Annotated in this window: 19 protein-coding genes; 8 read left to right on the top strand and 11 right to left on the bottom strand. The window is 62.7% G+C overall.

All coding sequences use genetic code 11. The annotated features are described in order from the left end of the window. Nucleotides 1-3: 3 nt before the first annotated feature. The 3 genes from FF80_RS03235 to FF80_RS03225 are packed head-to-tail and all read left to right on the top strand — an operon-like array spanning nt 4 to nt 2,438. Nucleotides 4-1,254: a thiolase family protein gene (locus tag FF80_RS03235; protein WP_035097562.1), complete on the top strand. Its 1,251-nt coding sequence runs from the start codon at nt 4-6 to the stop codon at nt 1,252-1,254. After that, nucleotides 1,251-2,009 (top strand): SDR family NAD(P)-dependent oxidoreductase, encoded by a 759-nt coding sequence (locus FF80_RS03230; protein WP_035097475.1) that lies wholly within the window; start codon nt 1,251-1,253, stop codon nt 2,007-2,009. Before FF80_RS03235 ends, FF80_RS03230 begins: the two co-directional genes overlap by 4 nt. A gap of 9 nt (nt 2,010-2,018) precedes the next feature. After that, a complete protein-coding gene (locus FF80_RS03225) occupies nt 2,019-2,438 on the top strand; it encodes a thioesterase family protein (RefSeq protein ID WP_035097474.1) in 420 nt (139 codons plus the stop codon). 3 nt (nt 2,439-2,441) lie between these two features. Here FF80_RS03225 and FF80_RS03220 read toward each other — a convergent pair whose 3' ends face one another. Next, nucleotides 2,442-2,918: a MarR family winged helix-turn-helix transcriptional regulator gene (locus tag FF80_RS03220; RefSeq protein WP_035097473.1), complete on the bottom strand. Its 477-nt coding sequence runs from the start codon at nt 2,916-2,918 to the stop codon at nt 2,442-2,444. A gap of 220 nt (nt 2,919-3,138) precedes the next feature. On the opposite strand from FF80_RS03220, the gene FF80_RS03215 reads away from it, so the two are divergent. The 4 genes from FF80_RS03215 to FF80_RS03200 all read left to right on the top strand — a co-directional run bounded on the left by FF80_RS03215 (nt 3,139) and on the right by FF80_RS03200 (nt 7,004). After that, nucleotides 3,139-3,912 carry a crotonase/enoyl-CoA hydratase family protein gene (locus tag FF80_RS03215; protein WP_035097472.1) on the top strand — a complete coding sequence of 258 codons (774 nt, stop codon included), beginning with the start codon at nt 3,139-3,141 and terminating at the stop codon, nt 3,910-3,912. A gap of 111 nt (nt 3,913-4,023) precedes the next feature. Continuing rightward, nucleotides 4,024-4,560 (top strand): TRAP transporter small permease, encoded by a 537-nt coding sequence (locus FF80_RS03210; RefSeq protein WP_035097471.1) that lies wholly within the window; start codon nt 4,024-4,026, stop codon nt 4,558-4,560. Then, a complete protein-coding gene (locus tag FF80_RS03205; protein ID WP_035097470.1) occupies nt 4,557-5,879 on the top strand; it encodes a TRAP transporter large permease in 1,323 nt (440 codons plus the stop codon). The genes FF80_RS03210 and FF80_RS03205 overlap by 4 nt, the downstream gene beginning before the upstream one ends. Nucleotides 5,880-5,975: 96 nt before the next feature. Continuing rightward, nucleotides 5,976-7,004, top strand: coding sequence for a TRAP transporter substrate-binding protein (locus FF80_RS03200; protein WP_035097469.1), 1,029 nt, complete (start codon nt 5,976-5,978; stop codon nt 7,002-7,004). Between the two features lie 58 nt (nt 7,005-7,062). Here the strand turns inward: FF80_RS03200 and FF80_RS03195 are convergent, their stop codons facing one another. The 4 genes from FF80_RS03195 to FF80_RS03180 form a co-directional block, all read right to left on the bottom strand. Continuing rightward, nucleotides 7,063-8,031 (bottom strand): PDR/VanB family oxidoreductase, encoded by a 969-nt coding sequence (locus tag FF80_RS03195; RefSeq protein WP_035097468.1) that lies wholly within the window; start codon nt 8,029-8,031, stop codon nt 7,063-7,065. A gap of 9 nt (nt 8,032-8,040) precedes the next feature. Then, on the bottom strand, nt 8,041-8,784 hold the full coding sequence (locus FF80_RS03190; RefSeq protein WP_035097467.1) for a GntR family transcriptional regulator: 744 nt from the start codon (nt 8,782-8,784) through the stop codon (nt 8,041-8,043). A 3-nt stretch (nt 8,785-8,787) separates the two neighbouring features. Further along, entirely contained in the window at nt 8,788-9,834 is a 1,047-nt protein-coding gene (locus tag FF80_RS03185; protein WP_035097466.1) for an aromatic ring-hydroxylating dioxygenase subunit alpha, read from the bottom strand. A gap of 169 nt (nt 9,835-10,003) precedes the next feature. Continuing rightward, nucleotides 10,004-10,876, bottom strand: a complete 873-nt coding sequence (locus tag FF80_RS03180) for a helix-turn-helix domain-containing protein (RefSeq protein WP_244445693.1) — start codon at nt 10,874-10,876, stop codon at nt 10,004-10,006. 50 nt (nt 10,877-10,926) lie between these two features. On the opposite strand from FF80_RS03180, the gene pobA reads away from it, so the two are divergent. Further along, nucleotides 10,927-12,084, top strand: a complete 1,158-nt coding sequence (gene pobA / locus FF80_RS03175; protein WP_035097465.1) for a 4-hydroxybenzoate 3-monooxygenase — start codon at nt 10,927-10,929, stop codon at nt 12,082-12,084. A 263-nt stretch (nt 12,085-12,347) separates the two neighbouring features. Here the strand turns inward: pobA and FF80_RS21230 are convergent, their stop codons facing one another. From FF80_RS21230 to FF80_RS03150, 6 genes are all read right to left on the bottom strand, one after another. Continuing rightward, complete coding sequence (locus FF80_RS21230) at nt 12,348-12,509, bottom strand: helix-turn-helix transcriptional regulator (RefSeq protein WP_348270314.1); 162 nt, start codon at nt 12,507-12,509, stop codon at nt 12,348-12,350. A 299-nt stretch (nt 12,510-12,808) separates the two neighbouring features. Beyond that, entirely contained in the window at nt 12,809-13,561 is a 753-nt protein-coding gene (locus FF80_RS03170; protein WP_035097464.1) for a TIGR02186 family protein, read from the bottom strand. Further along, nucleotides 13,561-14,490 (bottom strand): sulfite exporter TauE/SafE family protein, encoded by a 930-nt coding sequence (locus tag FF80_RS03165; RefSeq protein WP_035097560.1) that lies wholly within the window; start codon nt 14,488-14,490, stop codon nt 13,561-13,563. Before FF80_RS03165 ends, FF80_RS03170 begins: the two co-directional genes overlap by 1 nt. 55 nt (nt 14,491-14,545) lie before the next feature. Further along, complete coding sequence (locus FF80_RS03160; protein WP_035097559.1) at nt 14,546-15,382, bottom strand: formylglycine-generating enzyme family protein; 837 nt, start codon at nt 15,380-15,382, stop codon at nt 14,546-14,548. A gap of 220 nt (nt 15,383-15,602) precedes the next feature. Continuing rightward, nucleotides 15,603-17,147, bottom strand: coding sequence for a sulfatase (locus tag FF80_RS03155; protein WP_035097463.1), 1,545 nt, complete (start codon nt 17,145-17,147; stop codon nt 15,603-15,605). A gap of 22 nt (nt 17,148-17,169) precedes the next feature. Further along, nucleotides 17,170-18,951 (bottom strand): sulfatase, encoded by a 1,782-nt coding sequence (locus FF80_RS03150; RefSeq protein WP_035097462.1) that lies wholly within the window; start codon nt 18,949-18,951, stop codon nt 17,170-17,172. Nucleotides 18,952-18,955: the final 4 nt, after the last annotated feature.

Below are 18,955 nucleotides of genomic sequence, written 5' to 3'. Positions count from 1 at the left end.
GACATGAGCAAGCCAGCCGGCCTCACGGCCACGTTCGCCGACGCCTTCCTGATCGATGGCATTCGCACTCCCTTTGTCGATTATCGCGGCGCGCTTTCGGCGATTTCGCCGATCGACCTGGGCATCAAGGCGGCGCGCGCGGTTATTGCCAAAGCGGGCGTCGACCCAGCCGATATCGGCACCACTATTGCCGGCTCGATGGCGCAGGCCTCGTTCGACGCCTATGTGACGCCGCGCCATATCGGGCTTTATGCCGGTGTGCCGGTGGAACGGCCGGCCCATCTGGTACAGCGCATCTGCGGCACAGGCATCGAAGTGCTGAGCCAGGCCGCCGATGCCGTGTCGCTCGGCCGGATCGATCTGGCGCTCGGCGTCGGCACGGAATCGATGAGCCGCAATCCCATCGCCGCCTACACCCACCGCAATGGCTTTGCCATGGGCCAGGTCGAGTTCAAGGATTTCCTTTGGGAAGCGCTGATGGATCCGGCCGTGCTCTGTTTCATGGGCGACACGGCGGAAAACCTGGCTAAGCAGTATGGGATCAGCCGCGAGACGGTGGACCGCTTTGCGGTGCACAGCTTCGAGCGGGCCATTGCGGCACGGGACAGCGGCTATCTGGCCGGAGAGATCGTCCCCGTCGTCACCGAAGATTTTGCCATCGAGGGGCTGCAGACGCGGGGCATCAAGCTGGCCAAGGGCGTCGAAAGCGTCGCTGTGGACAGTCATATCCGCCCCTCCCCCTATGAGGTGCTATCGCGCTTGCGGCCGGCCTTTGGTGGCGTGCAGACTGGCGGAAATTCCTCCGCCATCGTCGATGGGGCGGCCGCCGCGCTGGTCGCTTCAGCCGGCTATGTGCAGAGCAAGGGCCTCAAGCCGCTGGCCCGCATCCTCGCCAGTGCGGCTGTGGGCGTGCCGCCCCATATCATGGGCATCGGCCCGGCGCCCGCGATCCGCGCCGTGCTTGACACCGGCGGCCTCAGCCTTGGCCAGATCGACCGTATCGAAATCAACGAAGCCTTCGGCGCTCAAATCCTGGCCTGCATTGCCGAACTCGGTCTCGACCAGGACAAGGTCAACGTCAATGGTGGCGCCATTGCCATCGGCCATCCGCTGGGCGCCACCGGCGTGCGCATCACCCTGACGCTGGCGCGCGAACTCAGGCGCAGCGGCTTGCGCTATGGCATAGCCTCGGCCTGCATTGGCGGGGGCCAGGGCATTGCCATGCTGATCGAAAACCCGGGGGCGGCATCGTGAACATCGAGGGGGTAACGGCGCTCGTCACCGGCGGCGGCTCCGGGCTTGGCGCGGCCACGGCGCGGGCGCTGGCGGCGAAGGGGGCACGGGTTGCCGTCCTTGACCGCAATGCAGAGGCCGGTTCGGCCGTGGCAGCCGAGATTGGCGGATTCTTTGCCCCCTGCGATGTGGCCGATGCCGGGAATGCTACAGCCGCGCTTGCTGCCAGTCGCGCCGCACTTGGTGTGCCGCGCATCCTGGTCAACTGCGCCGGCATTGGCGGCGCCGGTCGCGTCGTCGGTCGCGATGGTCCGCTGCCGCTTGACGCCTTCGAGCGCATTGTCCGCGTCAACCTCATTGGCACGTTCAACATGATGCGACTGGCTGCCGCCGAAATGTCTGTGGCCGATCCGGAAGATGGTTCGCGCGGCGTCATCATCTCGACCGCCTCGGTCGCGGCGTTTGAAGGCCAGATCGGCCAGGCGGCTTATGCGGCCTCCAAGGGCGGCATCGCGGCGCTGACGCTGCCGGTGGCGCGCGAACTGGCCCGCTTCGGCATTCGCGTGCTGACCATTGCCCCTGGCCTGTTCAAGACGCCCCTGCTTGCCGAATTGCCCCAGGAAGCCCAGGACGCGCTGGGTGCCGCCATCCCCTACCCGGCCCGGCTCGGCGAACCGGCCGAATTCGCCCAGCTCGTCACCGCCATGATCGAAAACGACTATCTCAACGGCGAGATCGTGCGGCTCGACGGCGCGCTGCGTATGCAGCCCAAATAGGAGCCTCCCATGCTTGTGAACACCCGCAGCGTGGAGATCGAGTTCGGCGACTGTGATCCCGCCGGCATCGTCTACTACCCCAATTATTTCCGCATGTTCGACGCATCCACGGCCCATCTGTTCGAGACCGCGCTGGGCATGAAGAAGATCGCCTGGATCCGGCATTTCGGCATTGTGGGCATTCCAATGGTCGATACCGGCGCCAAATTCATCCGGCCTTCGGCCTTTGGCGACGTAGTCAGCATCGAAACCACGATCACCGAATTGCGCCGCTCCAGCTTCGTGGTCAGCCATAAGCTCTATAATGGCGGCGAGCTGGCCATCGAAGCCCATGAAGTGAGGGTCTGGGCTGGCAGGGATCCGGAAAATCCCGACCGCATCAAGTCGCGGGCGCTGCCGCCCGAAGTGGTCGAGGCGCTCTCGCGCTAGGCCCTATTCCTCGATGAGCAGCCGCCCCAGCAGGTCCATCAACTGGTCCCGCGCCGCTACTCCACCCAGTTTGTCGATACAGTGCGCCTCGAAATCGGCCTGCACCTTGTTGAACACCGCGATCTGCTCGATCCCGCGCTGCGTCAGATACAGCGCCTGCGAGCGCCGGTCATCGGCCGGCTGGCGCCGTTCGACCAGCCCCCGCCCCTCAAGCCCGTTGATCAGGGCCACGAAATTGGCGCGCTTGATGCCCAGCGCCCTGGCGATTTCGATCTGCTTGCTGCCAGGGTTGGCTTCGATCAGCGCGAGCGCCGAATAGTCGGCCGGCCGCAGATCATGCGCCGCGAACCGGGCGATGAACTGCTGGAACACCGCAATCTGCGCCCGCCGCAGCCGATAGCCGACAATGCCGGTCACCACGTCGGCGCGGAACCGGCGGCGCGGCGCCTTGCCAGGCGGGGCAGGATTTTGCTCATTCATCGGGGATGTCCCTCATCGGCCATGTCTCACACCTTATCGGCAAGGCGACGGCTGCGAGCAAGAGTGCTCCGGCCATCGAACGCTCGTGCCGATGACCAAACAATATCGCTCGGGGGGCACATCATCTGCTGGCGCTCATAATTGTTATATAGTAGAACAATCATCAAGGTGGCGGTACCGGAAAATGGTGCCGCCGAACGCGAACGCTTCGGGGTGGAGAATGACCGTGGAAAAGTCCGTGCTGGACGTGCGGGTGGAGGGCGCCATTGCCCATCTGCAGTTCAACCGCCCGACCAAGCGGAATGCCGTCAACGACCAGACCATCGAGGCGCTGCGCAGCTTTTTCGGCACCGTCCCCAATGGTGTCCGCGTCATCGTGCTGTCCGGGGCCGGCGGACATTTTTCGGCCGGGCTCGACCTCAGCGAACAGGTGCGGCGCGAGCCGCAGGCCGTGATGCGGCACTCGCGCAACTGGCATGCCGTCATGAGCCTGGTTCAATTCAGTGGCATTCCGGTCATCGCGGCGATGAACGGCGCGGTGATGGGCGGTGGCCTGGAAATCGCCGCCGCCTGCCATGTTCGCGTTGCCGAACCGGGCACCATGTTTCGCATGCCCGAGGGCCAGCGCGGCATCTTCGTGGGCGGTGGCGCCACGGTGCGCCTTGCCGCCATTATCGGCGCTGACCGGCTGACTGAAATGATGCTGACCGGACGCACCTATAGCGCCGAGGAAGGCGAGCGCCTCGGCCTTGCCCACTATCTGGCGCCGGCCGGCGGCGGGCTGGCCAAGGCCTTCGAACTGGCCGGGCAGATCGCCCAGAATTCAGGTACGATCAACTACCTGATCATCCAGTCAATTGCGCGCATCGCCAATATGTCCGCCGAGGACGGGCTTTATGCCGAAAGCCTGGCAGCCGCGCTGAGTCAGACGGGTGCCGACGCAGAAGAAGGCCTGCGCGCCTTCCTCGAAAAGCGCAAGCCGAACTTCGGCTGATACCGACGTCCACCTGGAAGCATAATCCGGGGGTTATACAAACTACGCAGAAAATCGCTTTGCCGCACGCAAGATGACGGCAATCATTGACGAAGGGAGGAGCCTTTGGAAATGGATGAAACACTCATCGGTCGTGGTGTGGCCGGGCTTGCCCGACTGACGGCGATCGCCGGCGGCCTGGTGCTGACAGCGCTCGTCATCCTGATCGTGGTCAGCGTGATCGGACGCGCCCTGATCTGGGCGGGCCTGGGCCCGGTCCTGGGGGACTATGAACTCGTCGAGGCGGGCATTGGATTTGCCATTTTTGCCTTCCTGCCCTGGGCCCATCTCACGCGCGGACACGCAGTCGTGGCAATTTTCACCGATCTGGCCGGCCCACGATTCAACGCCTGGCTGCTGGTCATATGTGACGCGCTGATGCTGGTGCTGGCCGCCTTCATCGCATGGCGGCATGCCCTGGGCACCATCGACAAGTTCAACTATGGCGAGACCACCCTGCTGCTGCGCATGCCGCTCTGGTGGTCCTATGCCGCGGGCCTTGTCGGCGCCGGTGTCCTCATCATCGTGGCCGCCTATCTCCTCGTCCGCAGTCTGGCTGATGCCGCGGCCGGCCGGGCACCGACCGAAAGCCAGGGGGCCATCCATTGAGCAATGTCGAGCTTGGGCTCTGGTCCTTTCCGATCGTCCTGCTGCTGATTTTCCTGCGTATCCCCATTGGCCTGGCCATGCTGGCCGTGGGCGTGGGCGGCTCCTACCTGATCACGGGCTCCTTCAATCCGGTCATGGCCCAGTTCAAGAGCCTGACCCACAGCACGTTCTCCAACTATTCGCTCTCCGTCGTGCCGCTCTTCCTGCTGATGGGCCAGTTCGCCACGCTGGGCGGCATGTCGGCCGCGCTGTTCAAGGCCGCCGCGACCTGGCTGGGCCATCGCAAGGGCGGCGTCGCCATGGCGGCCATCGGCGCCTGTGCCGGGTTTGGCGCCATCTGCGGTTCCTCGCTGGCGACAGCTGCCACCATGGGCCATGTCGCCCTGCCCGAGCTCAAGAAATACGGCTATTCCGGCGCGCTGGCGACGGGAACGCTGGCAGCTGGCGGCACGCTGGGCATTCTCATCCCGCCATCGGTTATCCTGGTCATCTATGCCATCCTGACCGAGCAGAACATTTCCAAGCTGTTCATGGCCGCCTTCGTGCCCGGCATCCTGGCCGCTCTCGGCTATGTCATCGCCATCGCCATCTATGTCCGCGTCAATCCCGAAGCCGCCGGTGCCGCCGCGCGGGTGCCCTATCGCGAGCGGTTTGCGGCTCTGGCCAAAGTCTGGCCGGTGCTGGTCGTCTTCGTCGTCGTGATCGGCGGCATCTATAGCGGCCTGTTCACCCCCACCGAGGCGGCGGCCATCGGCGCGGCCGGAACGGCGATCATCTCGCTGCTCAACCGCAGCCTCACCGGCAAGAACTATATCGAGGCTCTCCTGGCGACCGCATCGTCCACCGCCATGATCTTCCTGATCGTGCTGGGCGCGGCCGCGCTCAACGGGTTCCTCGCCATGTCGCAACTGCCCCAGATCTCGGCCCAATGGGTCACCGCACAGGGCCTCAGCCCCTGGGTGGTGCTGGCGGCGGTGCTCATCCTCTACCTGGTGCTGGGTTGCGTCATGGATTCGCTGTCCATGATCCTGCTGACCGTGCCGATTGTCTTCCCCATGATGACCGCCCTCGATTTCGGGCTGTCGCCAGAAGAGTTCGCCATCTGGTTCGGCATTCTCATCCTGATCGTGGTGGAGGTTGGCCTCATCACCCCGCCAGTGGGCATGAACCTGTTCGTCATCAATTCCATGGCCAAGGGCACGTCGCTTGGCCAGACCTACAAGGGCGTCCTGCCCTTTGTCGCGAGCGATCTCATCCGCACCGTGATCCTGGCCGGTTTTCCGGTCATCACGCTGTTCCTGGTGAGACTGCTCTACTGAGGCCATCGTTCTTGCCCCCGAGGAGACAGGGGCGAACGACGTATAGAGGAAGACTGCAACGCGCATCCAAACGCGCAATCTAGGGAGTGAGAAACTATGAACAAGCTCAATACCATTCTGGCTGGCGCCCTCGCCGCAACACTGCTGTGCGGCAGTGCGCTGGCCCAGGACGTCACCATGCGGATTCACCAGATGCTGCCGGCGCAGGCGACCATTCCCGCCTCGGCCATCGAACCCTGGGCCAAGGCGGTCGAGGAACAGTCGGGCGGCCGCATCAAGTTCGAACTGTATCCGGCCATGCAGCTGGGCGGTGCGCCGCCCGCCTTGTTCGACCAGGCCAAGGATGGCGTGGTCGATATCATCTGGACCGTACTGGGCTATACGCCCGGCCGCTTCCCCAAGTCGGAAGTCTTCGAAATGCCGTTCCTGGTCACCTCCGCCGAGGCGACCTCGGTGGCGTTCCAGAAATATGTCGAAGCCAATGCCATGGATGAGTTCGAAGGCGTTCACCTGATCGCCGTGCATACTCATGGCCCTGGCCTGTTCCACACGCAAAATCCCGTCACCAAGCTGGAAGACCTGGCCGGGATGAAGATCCGTGGCGGTTCGCGCGTGATTTCAGACATGCTGGGCCGGCTCGGCGCCGAACCGATCGGCATGCCCGTGCCGCAGGTGACCGAGGCCCTGTCCAAGGGCGTCATCAACGGCACGACCATTCCGTGGGAAGTCACGCCCTCGCTCAAGGTGGCCGAACTGGTCAAGAACCACACCGGCTTCACCGGTGCCAATGGGCTTTATACCCAGACCTTCGCTTTCGTCATGAACCAGGCGAGCTACGACGCCCTGCCCGACGACCTCAAGGCGGTGATCGATGCCAATTCCGGCGTCGAAGTGGCGCGCGCCTTCGGCCAGGCCATGGATGCCGGCGATGTCGGTGGCCTCAAGATTGCGACCGACTTGAGCAACAATATCGTCACGCTCGATGAAGCCGAAACCGCTCGATGGAAGGCTGCCGCGCAACCGACCATCGATCAGTGGTTCTCCGACATGGAAGCCCTCGGCGTCGATGGCAGGGCCCTTTACGAGCAGGCCACGGCAATGGTTGCCGCCGAGTCCGCCCAATAAGCCAACCCGGCCTTCCGAAGATTTGAGGGGCGCCACGGCGCCCCTCTTTTGTCAGCAGTCAGGCGCGGTAGCCGACATCGATGACCGCCTTGCCGCTCGCCAGGCGTGACACGCAGGCACACATCCGCGTCCCTTCATGTTTCTCCTCGGCACTGAAGAATACGTCGCGGTGGTCGATGGGGCCATCATGCTCGATGATATCGACGGCGCAGAGCCCGCATTCGCCGCGCTGGCAATCGTAGATCATGTCGACACCGGCACCGAGCAGCGCTTCGAGCAGGGTCTGGTCGGGCCGCACCGTGACCGAGCGGCCAAGCCCTTGCACTTCGACGCTGAAGGGACCCTCGGCAAACAGCCCGCTATCGCCGAAAACCTCATAGCGCAGCCGGCCCATGGGGCGCCCGGCGGCGGCCCAGGCTGCCTTGACCGCATTGAGCATGTCGATGGGGCCGCAGACATAAAGCTCGCCATTTTCGGGTAATGCGGCAATCTCGGCCGCCACATCGATGCGTCCGCCGGCATCGCCAGCATGCACGGCAACGCGATCGCCAAGCCCGGCCTCCAGCGCATCGGCAAAGGCCATGACCGAGCGGCTGCGGCCGCCATAGACCAGGCGGAAATCAATGCCGCGCCGCTGCAGCGCCAATGCCATGCCGTAGATCGGCGTGATGCCGATGCCGCCCGCCATCAACAGATAGTATGGTGCGCGCCAGGATAACTCGAAGCGGTTTTCCGGCACGCTCAGCTCAATCGCTGTCCCGGCCTCGAGGCTCCACATGAAGTGCGAGCCGCCGCGGCTGTGCTCATGATGCTTGACGGCCACGCTGATATGGCCGCCCGGTGCCGGCAGGCAGCTATAGGTGCGCACGGCCTGCCCCTCACCCAGGCTCACCGTGAAATTGCTGTGCGAGCCCGGATCGAAGCGGGGCAGCGTCCCATCCACGGCAAATTCGAGCAACCGGACATCGTCCGCAATATTCTCGGCGCGGGTCACGCGGCCCCGGCGCCATTCCAGTTTGTTGCGCATGGCGTCCTCCTATTCGCCGACCAGCGCCAGCGCCGGCACGCGGCGCAGCAGGCTGCGGTCTTCCTCGATGACATATTCGAGATTCTGCCGCGCCAGCCGCGCATGCTCGCGCGCCAGCGCCTCGGCCCGGCCGCCCTCACGCAGCTCGATGGCATTGATGATGGCCTTGTGCTGGGCCTGTCCCACCAGCAGCGATTGCCGGAAGGCGGGCACATCGGCCTGCTTGTCGAGAAAGGCGCTGGGCGAGGCAAAGGGCAGCCGCGTCACTCGCTCGATTTCGCGCCTGATGGTTTCGCTGCCCGAAAGCCCGGCCAGCGCCTCGTGGAAGGCAGCGTTGAGCTCGACATAGCGGTCGAATTCCATGTCCTCGGGGCGATCGCGCACGGTCTCGTCCAGCGCCCGCACCAGTTCCTTGACGGCACGCATCCGGCCCGGCGGTACGCCCCGTTCCGCGGCAAGCCGCGCGGCGGTGCCTTCCAGCACCCCTCGCAGCTCGATCGCGTCGATAACCTCTTCGCGGGCAAAGCCACGCACGGCATAGCCGCCCGAGGGAATGAGTTCGAGCAGCCCCTCCTGCTCCAGCCGGGCCAGCGCGGCGCGGATCGGCGTGCGCGAAATGCCCAGCCTCTCGGCAACCGCCACCTCCGAAAGTCGCTCACCCGGGCGGGCACTGCCGCCCAGGATCAGATCGCGTACGCCCATCAGCGCCTTGAGCGATTGCGGCTGCTGCCGGGTCTGGGGAGAAACGGCCATGGCCTATTCCGCCGCCATGGCTTGCTGCTGCTCGCCGGCGATCATCGCGTCGATCAACTTGCGTGCCCACATCGAGCCGGCATCGATATTGAGATTGTAGATGACATGGTCGGGGTTGTTGTCGATGGCGATCTGCTGCGCTTCCAGTATCCGCTCATCCTCACGGAAGATGCTTGCCACGCCCTCACGCAGTTCGTGCGTGCGGCGCTGTTCGGACGTCTTGTAGTTGCGGGCAAAGGCCCAGAAGTAATGGCAAGTCTTGTCCGTCTCTGGCGTGATCGTGTTGAGCACGAAGCCGTTGACGCCCTGGCTGCGATCGCCCTCGGGCGCGCCGGTGCCGGCGGGCGCGACGCCGACATCGATGGCGATGGTGGCTGGCGCTTCGAAATTGATGATCTGCCAGCGATCGACATTGCCTGATTTGCCCAATTGCCCGCGCCAGAATGGCGGTGCGTCGATATCTTTCATCCACCGCGTGATAGTTGCGGTCGTGTCCGAATGGGTGGCGGTAAACGGCGCTTCCGCGACAGCGCGGTTGCCGATGGAAGAGCCGTGCACATAGGTCTCGTGCGTCAGATCCATCAGATTGTCGATGACCAGGCGATAGTCGCATTTGGCGTGGATCAGCTTGCCGTCTGCCGCCCATTCCGGATCATCGTTCCAGTGCAGGTCAGGCACCTTGGCCGGGTCCGCCAGTGCCGGATCGCCCATCCACAACCAGATGAAGCGGTGCTTTTCGATCAACGGATAAGACACAACACAGGCCGACGGATTGATGGTGTCCTGCGATGGCATGTATACACACCGGCCGGTGTCGTCGTATTCCAGACCGTGATAACCGCAAATAACATTGTCGCCGTAGAGCTCACCCATCGACAGCGGCAATAGCCGATGCCAGCAGGCATCGGCCAAGGCGACCGGCGTTCCGTCCTGTTTTCGGTACAGAACCACAGGTTTTCCGCAGATTTTGCGCGGCAGCAAAGCGCGTTTAACCTCAGTATCCCACGCGGCAGCGTACCAGGCGTTCATCGGAAATGTCTGCGTGTTCATCACCGGGCTCCTCTTCCCTGCGATTGATCTCGCAGATCATCAAATACCTATTGTATACATTTTTCAAGGAGGAACGTTAGGGCCTCAATGTCTTCGCCGCCTGTCAGAGCGCCCAGCAGCGCGTGCCCAGCGAGAGCAAAGTCTCCGCGGCGATTGCTGTAGCGAGCTGCTATCCGCGCGCTTGGTCCCGGTAGGTCCCCGGCGCCATACCCAGCACGCGCACCAGTACGCGCGAAAAATAGGCCGGGTCCTCGTAGCCCAGCTCCGCCCCGATCTGCTTGACCGACAGGCTGGAAAACAGCAATTGCCGCCGCGCTTCCAGTGCCACGCGCCGCTCGATGACCTGTAGCGCGGAGGCACCTAGCACCTCCCGGCATACCCGGTTCAGATGCGTAGGGCTGATGCCCAATGCCTCGGCATAGTCGGCGATCCGTCGCGTTTCGCGAAACCGCTGGTCGACCAGCCAGCGATAGGCCCGTGCATGCAGCAGGCTGCGGCTGCTCGCCCTGGTTTCCTCGATCACAGACGCATGCCGTGCCCGCCCGATTGCCACCAGCAGCAGTGCAATCAGCGCCCGCATTGCCACCCCGTGCCCGGCACCGGGCCGGTCGGCCTCGGCAATCAGCCGATCGATGGCTTCCCCGACATCGGCTGAACCACCGAACACTGCCGCCGGCATCTCGCCGGCTCCCGCCGCCCGCACATCTCGCTCCATCAACGTTACAACCACGCCATCAACGTCGTCGCTGAAGCGGTAGGCATGCACTGTCAGCGCCGGCACCACGACCACCGCTGGCGCCTTGAGCTCATGCTGCACCGCATCGATCGTTACCTGGGCCCGGCCCCCGGTCAGATGCAGGATCTGGAAGAACTGTTCATGCCGATGCGGCGCAATGCGATAGCCATGCAGCCGGCTGCGCGACTGGATGGTTTCCCAATGCAGCCAATCCTGCTCCTGGTTGGTGTTGGCTTCGCCATATAGGGCATAGCTCGGGATGGGTTTCATGTTCGGATAGTCCAATAGATTGCTCGTCGTGTCCATTCACAAACGCCCCCGTTTGCTGATGCTAATGCTAACAGGGGGGTAACGAATTGCGCGCGCAGGTTGTGATTATTGGAGCGGGGCCGGCGGGGTTGATGCTGGGTCGCCTGCTCGAACTGGCTGGCATCGACACCATCATTCTGGAGCGCAAAAGCCCGGATTATGTGCTTGGCCGCATCCGGGCGGGGGTGCTCGAACAGGGCAGCATCGACCTGATGGGTCGTGCGCAAGCCGGCGCGCGTATGCATGCCGAGGGCCTCATCCACCATGGCGTGGAACTAAGTTTTGATGGTGACCGCCAAAGGTTTGATTTTACTCAGCTAATGGGCCGTCATGTCATGGTTTACGGCCAGACGGAGGTCACCCGGGACCTCATGGCCGTCCGCCGGTCCTCCACCATCTACGAGGCCGAAGACGTCTCTCTTCACGACTTTGACGGCAAACCTTGGGTCACCTACCGCAAGGACGGGCTCACCCATCGCATCGACTGCGACTTTATCGCAGGCTGCGACGGCTTTCACGGCATCTGCCGCGCCAGCGTTCCGCCGCCTGCCATTGCCACGTTCGAGCGCACCTATCCTTTTGGCTGGCTTGGTGTTTTGGTCGATCAACCACCCGTCGCCGACGAACTCATCTACGCTCACCACGCTCGCGGTTTCGCGCTCTGTTCGCAACGGTCGGCCGTACGGTCTCGCTACTACATCCAGGTACCTGCTGACGAAAAGGCGGAAGCCTGGGACGACGCCCGCTTCTGGGACGAGCTGCGCTCCCGCCTCAACCCGGAAACCGCAGAGGCCCTGCAGACCGGGTCCTCTATCGAAAAATCTATCGCTCCACTACGCAGTTTCGTGGCGGAACCGCTTCGCTTCGGTCAGCTTTTTCTTGCCGGTGATGCTGCTCATATTGTTCCGCCTACCGGCGCCAAGGGCCTCAACCTTGCCTTGAGTGACGTCGCGGCTCTCGCTGACGCCTTCATCGAGCACTACATCGACAGATCTCCGGCCGCACTGAAGGGGTACTCCACCAAGGCTTTGCAGCGAATTTGGAAAGCGGAGCGCTTCAGTTGGTGGATGACCAATCTGCTTCACACCTTCCCCGAGACAGGCGACTTCGGCCGGCGCATCCAGCGCGCCGAGTTCGACTACCTGACCGGCTCAACCGTGGCCCAGCAAAGTTTTGCCGAAAACTATCTGGGCCTGCCGTTCTAGTTGGAGGCGGACCTTTCCACAATTGCTATGAGTAGAGTACAGGGAAGCAACGCTACGGCCTTGTTAAGGCTCGTAATTGCCGTAGCGTGGGATGGCTTCAGCACGCGTCCTCGCTTGACGGTCTGGCAAAGGTGCCGATCTAGCCCAGTCGGTCGCAATGCGCCCAAATCGGCCGTTGAGGGCACGGCTCATTCTTCCTGGAAGCGGACGGTCAGTGAATCACAGGCAATACGAAATCGATACCATATTGCCCGGCGGCGGTCCTAATCCCACAATACTCGCACCGACATCGTCGCCGCCGCTGTCCGGTTTTCGATACCGAGCTTCTCGAAAATCTGTTCGAGGTGTTTGTTGATGGTGCGGGGTGAGAGCTGGAGGATTTCGGCGATTTCTTTGTTGGATTTGCCGTGCGTCAGCCAGAGCAAAACCTCGGCCTCGCGAAGGCTGATGTTGAAGGCGCGCTAGTCGCTCTTCCTGGGTGCCGGCCTCCCGGTCGATCAGGCGGATAAGGGTTACGCCGTCAGGGCGCTGCTCCATGATGCGCAGTTCAACTTCGCGCTCGAAGCGCTTGTGGATGTAGGCGGGGGCCTCCTGCGGATCAGCCACTAAATCCCGGGTGAAGGCTGAGTGCGAGCACTCGGCGTTCAACCGTGGTTCAGCGCCGAAGCCCCAAGGGCGGACACAGCGTGTTGCTACCCGCCACCAAGCGGATAGAGTGCGCATCCTAGCGCTTGAAGAGCATTCCGCCGAGCCAGCCTGTGCCTAGTGCGAGCAGGATTGTCGCCAGCCCGTAGAGGGGCGGATTGGATGTCGCGAGGTTGGCGACATAGCGTTCAAAATCCTGGGTTCTCACCGTGAAGCGCGTGGTTGTCTCGCCGATGACCTTGCCGTCGGCAATGATCAGGGCGCGCGCGAGGTAGAGACCGTTCACGGCATTTGAATCGATGGGAACGCGAGCCGAGAAAGTGGTCGGGGAATGCATAACGACGCCCCGCTCTGCCTCGATGAAATTGCCGGCCGAGCGCATCAGACGGACAAACTCAGGATCAAGGCTGGCCAGGTCATCGCCCTGCCGGGTCAAAGCGGCGAGCCCCGCAAAACTGAGGCGTTGCCTGTCGACGACTTCAGGAGGAGCGATCTGGGACAGCGGGCTGGACGACAGGACGGCGTAGTAGCTCGGCGCCTGGGCGTAGCGCGCAGCGGCTTTGTTGAGCACGAGACCACCCTGTCGCCCCTTCTCGCGCACTACCCAGTCCGACGATGGTCCCTGCACGAGAACAACCACGGAATAAGGTCCCTCGGGCGCCCCTTGGCCAGGTTCGATGCTGCCGAAGAGCGTGACGGTCTGCCCCCGGAAATTGGAATGCACTGCCACTACAGGGTCGGAGTTGACGAAGACGACATTTACCTCGTCCTGGGCAGCGGCGGGAGCGAAGGAAAGCACGATAATGGCTACAATCGCGAGGAGACGCCGCATCACGATTGCCCAAAGCCGAGCTTGGTGAGCGTGAATGGGTCCTCCGGCCAGATGACGATGCCGAGCGCGAAGCGAATGGCGATGGCAAGGATCAATAGCGCCAGGAGAATGCGCAACCGTTCGCCAGGCAGATGCTGACCGGCGGAAGCGCCAAACTGTGCGCCGGCGACGCTGCCCACCATGAGGCAGAAAGCCAGTATGGTATCGACCGACTGCGTCTGGACCGCGTGCAGAAAGCAGGTCACGGCCATGACCGCGAGCAGATGGAGTAGCGATGTGCCCACCACTACCTTGCCGGGCACGCGGAGAATATAGACCAGCGCCGGCACAAGGACGAAGCCGCCACCAATGCCAAGCAGCGCCCCGACGATGCCGATGACGAAGCCGATCAGCACAACAGGCAAGACAGAAATATAGAGCTGCGACTTGCGAAAGCGGGTGCGAAGCGGCAGGCGCTGCACCCAGGGAATCTGCCCTGGCAGGCGGCGCACCGCAGGCTTTTCCCGGTCGCGCCTGAGCAACGTGCGCAGGGATTCGATGAACATCAGCGTGCCGACAGAACCGAGCAGCAGAAGATAGCCAAGCGACAAGAAGAGATCGAGTTGGCCCATGGCACTGAGCAGGCCAAAGATCCAAACGCCCAGGGCCGAGCCGAAGACGCCGCCGAAAACCAGGAAGACCCCCATCTTTTCATCCATGGCGCCGCGCCGAAAATAGGACAGCGCCCCGGATGTGGACGAGGCAACGACCTGCGCCGTGACTGAGGCTACCGCGACCGGCGCCGGGACGCCGGTGAAAAGCAGCATGGGCGTCAGCAGGAAGCCGCCACCCACGCCGAAAATGCCCGAGATGAAACCGATGGCCGCACCGATCCCGAGGAGGAAGAATACGTCGACGGAGAGTTCGGCTATGGGCAGATAAATGGGCATTTGTGGCGCCGCGAACAGAATGGAGCCCAAGCCGAACGGCTCGACCAGCAGATGTCTAGAGGTCGTAAGCGACCCGGAAACCGGCATTGCTTGCGGCACTGTCTGGCGAAAGGGCCATGCGCGCAGCAATGCGATAGCGATAACAGTAGGAGATGTGGCAGAGGAACGAGCCGCCCTTCAGCACCTTTTCCGAATGGGCCAGTGCCTGGGCATTGCGGAGCCGCGCTTGTCTGGCAAGCGAACGAACGCGGAAGGGGTCGCGCGTCCACTCCCAGACATTGCCGGACATGCTGTAAAAACCGAGGGGATTGGGTTCGAAACTGCGCGCCGGGGCGGTACGTTCAAAGCCGTCACGAGCGGTATTCTGGTCCGGAAAGTGGCCCTGCCAGATATTGGCATAGATCGCGTCGTCCGCCGGCTCGGCTTCGCCCCAGGGGAAGCGACGGCGCACGGCACCGCCTCGAGCTGCATGCTCCCACTCGGCCTCTGTTGGTAGGCGCCCGCCAACCCATGCCGCGAAGGCGTTTGCATCCGTCCAAGAGACCTGTGTCACCGGATGATCAAGCCGATCGTCGATGGAACTACCAGGCCCTTCAGGCTGCCGCCACGTGGCTTCGTTGACGCTGTGCCACCATGGCAGGCCGGATCCGATCGCCCTTGCCTCGGCCAGATGCTTCTCGTCGCCGAAGAACACGGACGACCAGCCAAAGCGCTCGGCCTCGGTGACGTAGCCGGTAGCGGCCACGAAGGCAGCAAAGCGTTCGACCGTCACGGTGCCAGCCTCAAGGCCGAAGTCCGCGAGCACCACCTCTCTTTCCGGCCCTTCGCCATCCTGAGGAATTTCCGGCGTGTTGGTGCCAACAAAACTCTTGCCGCCAACGACACGGATCATCCCCTGGGGCGAGCCGCCCTGCGTTTGCGGCGCAGGTGTGGCGGGTGCAGCCAGGTCGAGCCCAGCCAAGGCTGCCCGCGATGACCCGCAGCAGCTGCTCATGGGCGCGGCTCGACTTCGATGGAGCGCCGCCTTCTGCCCGAGAGCAAGGAAACCCGCTCTTCCGGCCTCGTAATGTCGAGAAGCTCGGCGATGGTCCTGGTCATTTCAGTCATCCCGGTCACGCCGCAAACCTTGCGAGAGTGGTAGCGCTATCGTGTTCGGGCGTGTCGCCAATTGCAGCCATTTTTGCGTCGAGCTTGGCGAGCATATCTCTGAACACCGGGGCATAGGCAGGATCATGTGCCACATTGGTCAGCTCGTGCGGATCCTTGTTACAGTCGAAAAGCTCCCATTCAGGCGGGGCACCATTGGGGCGTGCGCCGCGTTGGCCGAGGTCGTCATTGTACCAATAGATCAGCTTGTAGCGCTCATCGCGGACGCCGTAGTGAGCCCAGGCCTCGTGGATGTCGTCGTTGTGCATCCAGTAGCGGTGATAGGTGAGCTGCTCCCAATCCGCCGGTGTCTGTCCCTCGAGGACGGGACGCATGGAACGGCCCTGCATATAGCTGGGGATCGGCAGGCCGGCATAGTCGAGGAAGGTCGGAGCAAAATCGACATTGCAGGAAATGTCGGCGCTCACAGAACCTGCTTTGATTGCAGCAGGATAGCGCGCGAGGAACGGCATCTGCAGGCTTTCCTCGTACATGAAGCGCTTGTCGAACCAGCCGTGCTCACCAAGGAAAAAGCCCTGGTCCGAGGTGTAGATAACGATCGTGTTGTCCGAAAGCCCCCTGTCGTCGAGATGATCGAGCAGGCGGCCGACGTTTTCGTCGATTGACTGGACGGTGCGCAGGTAGCGCTTCATGTAGCGCTGGTATTTGAACTCGGCGAACTTTTGCGGATCGTCGAAGGTGAAATTTTCGCCAGTTTCAGAACAGATTACGGTGATCGTCCCACCCGGCTGCAGTTCGGGAACCTTGCGCATCCAGGAGATGAAATCGAGCATCAACGGGCCGACCTTGGTGGCCGGACCGGAGGGGGTGACGAGGCCCAGGTCCTCGTAGTTCATATCCGAACGGATACGCATCTTGGCGGCTGCTGCTGCGGCGGCGCGGTTGGAGTAGTCGTCGTCAAAGGTCTCGGGCAGAGGGATGTCTTGGTCTGCCCAGAGGTGGTTATACTTGGGGTGCGGCTCGAAATTGCGGTGCGGAGCCTTGTGATGACACATCAGGAAGAACGGTTGGTCTGCCGATTTGTCAATGAATTCAAGGCTGAGATCGGTGATGATGTCGGTGGCGTAGCCCGGAATGCGGCGGGTGCCATCGGGGAAGATGAATTTCGGGTCCCAGTAATCCCCCTGCCCCGGCACCACAGCCCATTCGTCGAAACCGGTCGGATTGTGTGCGGGGCCTTCGCCCATATGCCACTTACCGAACATGCCGGTGCGATAGCCGCCCTTGCGTAAGTGCTTGGCAACATTGGGCAAACGATTGTCGATCTCGGTATAGAGCGTGGTGACGCAATTGACGTGATTATAGGTGCCGGTGAGGATGGCGGCGCGGCTGGGGGTACAGATGGAATTGGTGACGTAGGTCGCGTCGTGGCGCATGCCTTCGTTGGCGAGACGATCGAGATTGGGCGTCGAATTCAGGCCCGCGCCATAGGCGGAAATCGCCCGGGCTGCGTGATCGTCGCTCATGATGAAAATGATATTCGGGCGCATAGTAAGATCCTGAAATATATCGCTATTCTGCGGGGACGACGGCTTGCAGCGAGGCCTCGATCTGATCGAGCCGGGCCTTGTCGAGATCGGGCAGCATGCCGGCGATTTCGAGCAGCGTCTTGTCGTCGAAGATGGGCGCAACGTGCCCCTTGGCGAAGGCGGGAAGCGCGTTGACGATGATGGCCTTGGTGCTGTCTTCGGCTAGCAGACTGTTAACACTGACCGTCGCAACAACGGCATCTGGTGAAAAGTCGGCGACGGTCGGACCGCGACGCTGGCCGAGCTCAATCTGATCCCACTGTTTTTCGATGAGCAAGTGCGCTTCGTTGACCGGACCAGTCGCCGGCAGGCCGAGCCGTTCATACTGGCTCGGGGGCGCATCGTTCTCGCGGAGGAGCCGCACCAGAAGATCGGCCATGCGCAGTTCGAGCGCCGCGTCACGAAGCGGCGTCGTCTGGCCGGGATCGGTTTCCAGATCAAAGAGCAGCGTGCCGAATTCGGAGGGGCCGCGCATGGTCCAGCCTTGCAGACGCATGACGGGGGCGCCCTTGGTAAAGGAAAAGCCGGGCACAAGCTCGGCGCCGGCAAACTCGGCGGGCTCGAAACGTGACCGCATGTGGGTCGGCATCAGGGTGTGTTCGAGGAGCGGCTGGTTTTTCGCATCGGCGGAGGCGCGCATATAGACGTAGCGGCCGTCGGTGACGCTGACATGGCCGCCGAAAATGCCGAACAGGCCGCCTTCGCGCACTGGCTTGTCGCTGGCCACGGCATCCCCAAGCGGCTGGCCCAGCATGTCCTTGGCCGGCTCGATTCCGAAGAAGTTGAGCAGGGTCGGCGCGATGTCGATGGTCTGCACAAGCGCCTGACGGCGTTCGCCAGCGACGCCGGCGCGCGGATCCCAAACGAAGAACGGCGTATGGATGGTCTCGTCATACCAGGGCATGACCGACTTGCCCCACCAGCCGCGCTCGCCCAGCATATAGCCGTGGTCGGTGCAGACGATGAGCATGGTATCCTGCCACATGTTCTTCTCGTCCATGAGATCGAGAACGCGGCCAAGATTGGCGTCGCACATGGAAAGCAGCGCGAGATAGCGCAGCTTGGCGTTTTCGACCGTGTTTTCCGACTCCGTGACCCGCGCATAAGGCGGCCAATCGAAATCCTCGCCATTGCCCATGAGGCTCTCGGGATAGAGCCTATGGTATTGGTCATAGCTGAAGAAAGGCTCGTGCGGATCGAAGGTTTCGAGCTGCAGCATCCAGTTGTCGGATGCCGCATTGGTCTCGATGAATTCAAGGCCGGCATCGAAGGTCAGGCTTTGCGGATGGTCTTCCTCGTCTTCGAGATAGGTCCTGTTGATCGCATCCTGATTGTGCATGCGATAGAAGATGTCCTTGAGGCGCTTGTTGTCTGTCTTGTCGACCACACCCTTCCAGAGATCGCCCTCCTGGCCACGGAAGAACTCGTAGCTTGAATATCGGTTGTGATAGGTGGCGCCGCCATCTTCCCAATAATGCTGATGGTCGGTGACGAGGTGCGTATAGACGCCGTTGCGACCCAGAATTTCGGGCATGGAATCGTCGAAGGGCTCGATCGGGCCCCAGGAGCGATGCAGGAAATTGTAGCGGCCGGTGTGCATTTCGCGGCGTGCCGGCATGCAGGGCATCGAGCCGGCATAGCAGCGATCAAAGGTGGCCGTGCGGGCCGCCAACCGGGAGAAATTCGGTGCGTGGGCCTGGGTGTAGCCGTAGGGCGGGAGCATGCGCCGGTTGAGGCTGTCGAACATGACGATGATGGCGCGCATGGCA

Origin of the sequence: Devosia sp. LC5 (assembly GCF_000735585.1) — a bacterium.
Classification (GTDB): Bacteria; Pseudomonadota; Alphaproteobacteria; order Rhizobiales; family Devosiaceae; genus Devosia.
Note: the sequence above shows the minus strand (reverse complement) of the source record. Positions and strands in the feature narration are given on the sequence as shown.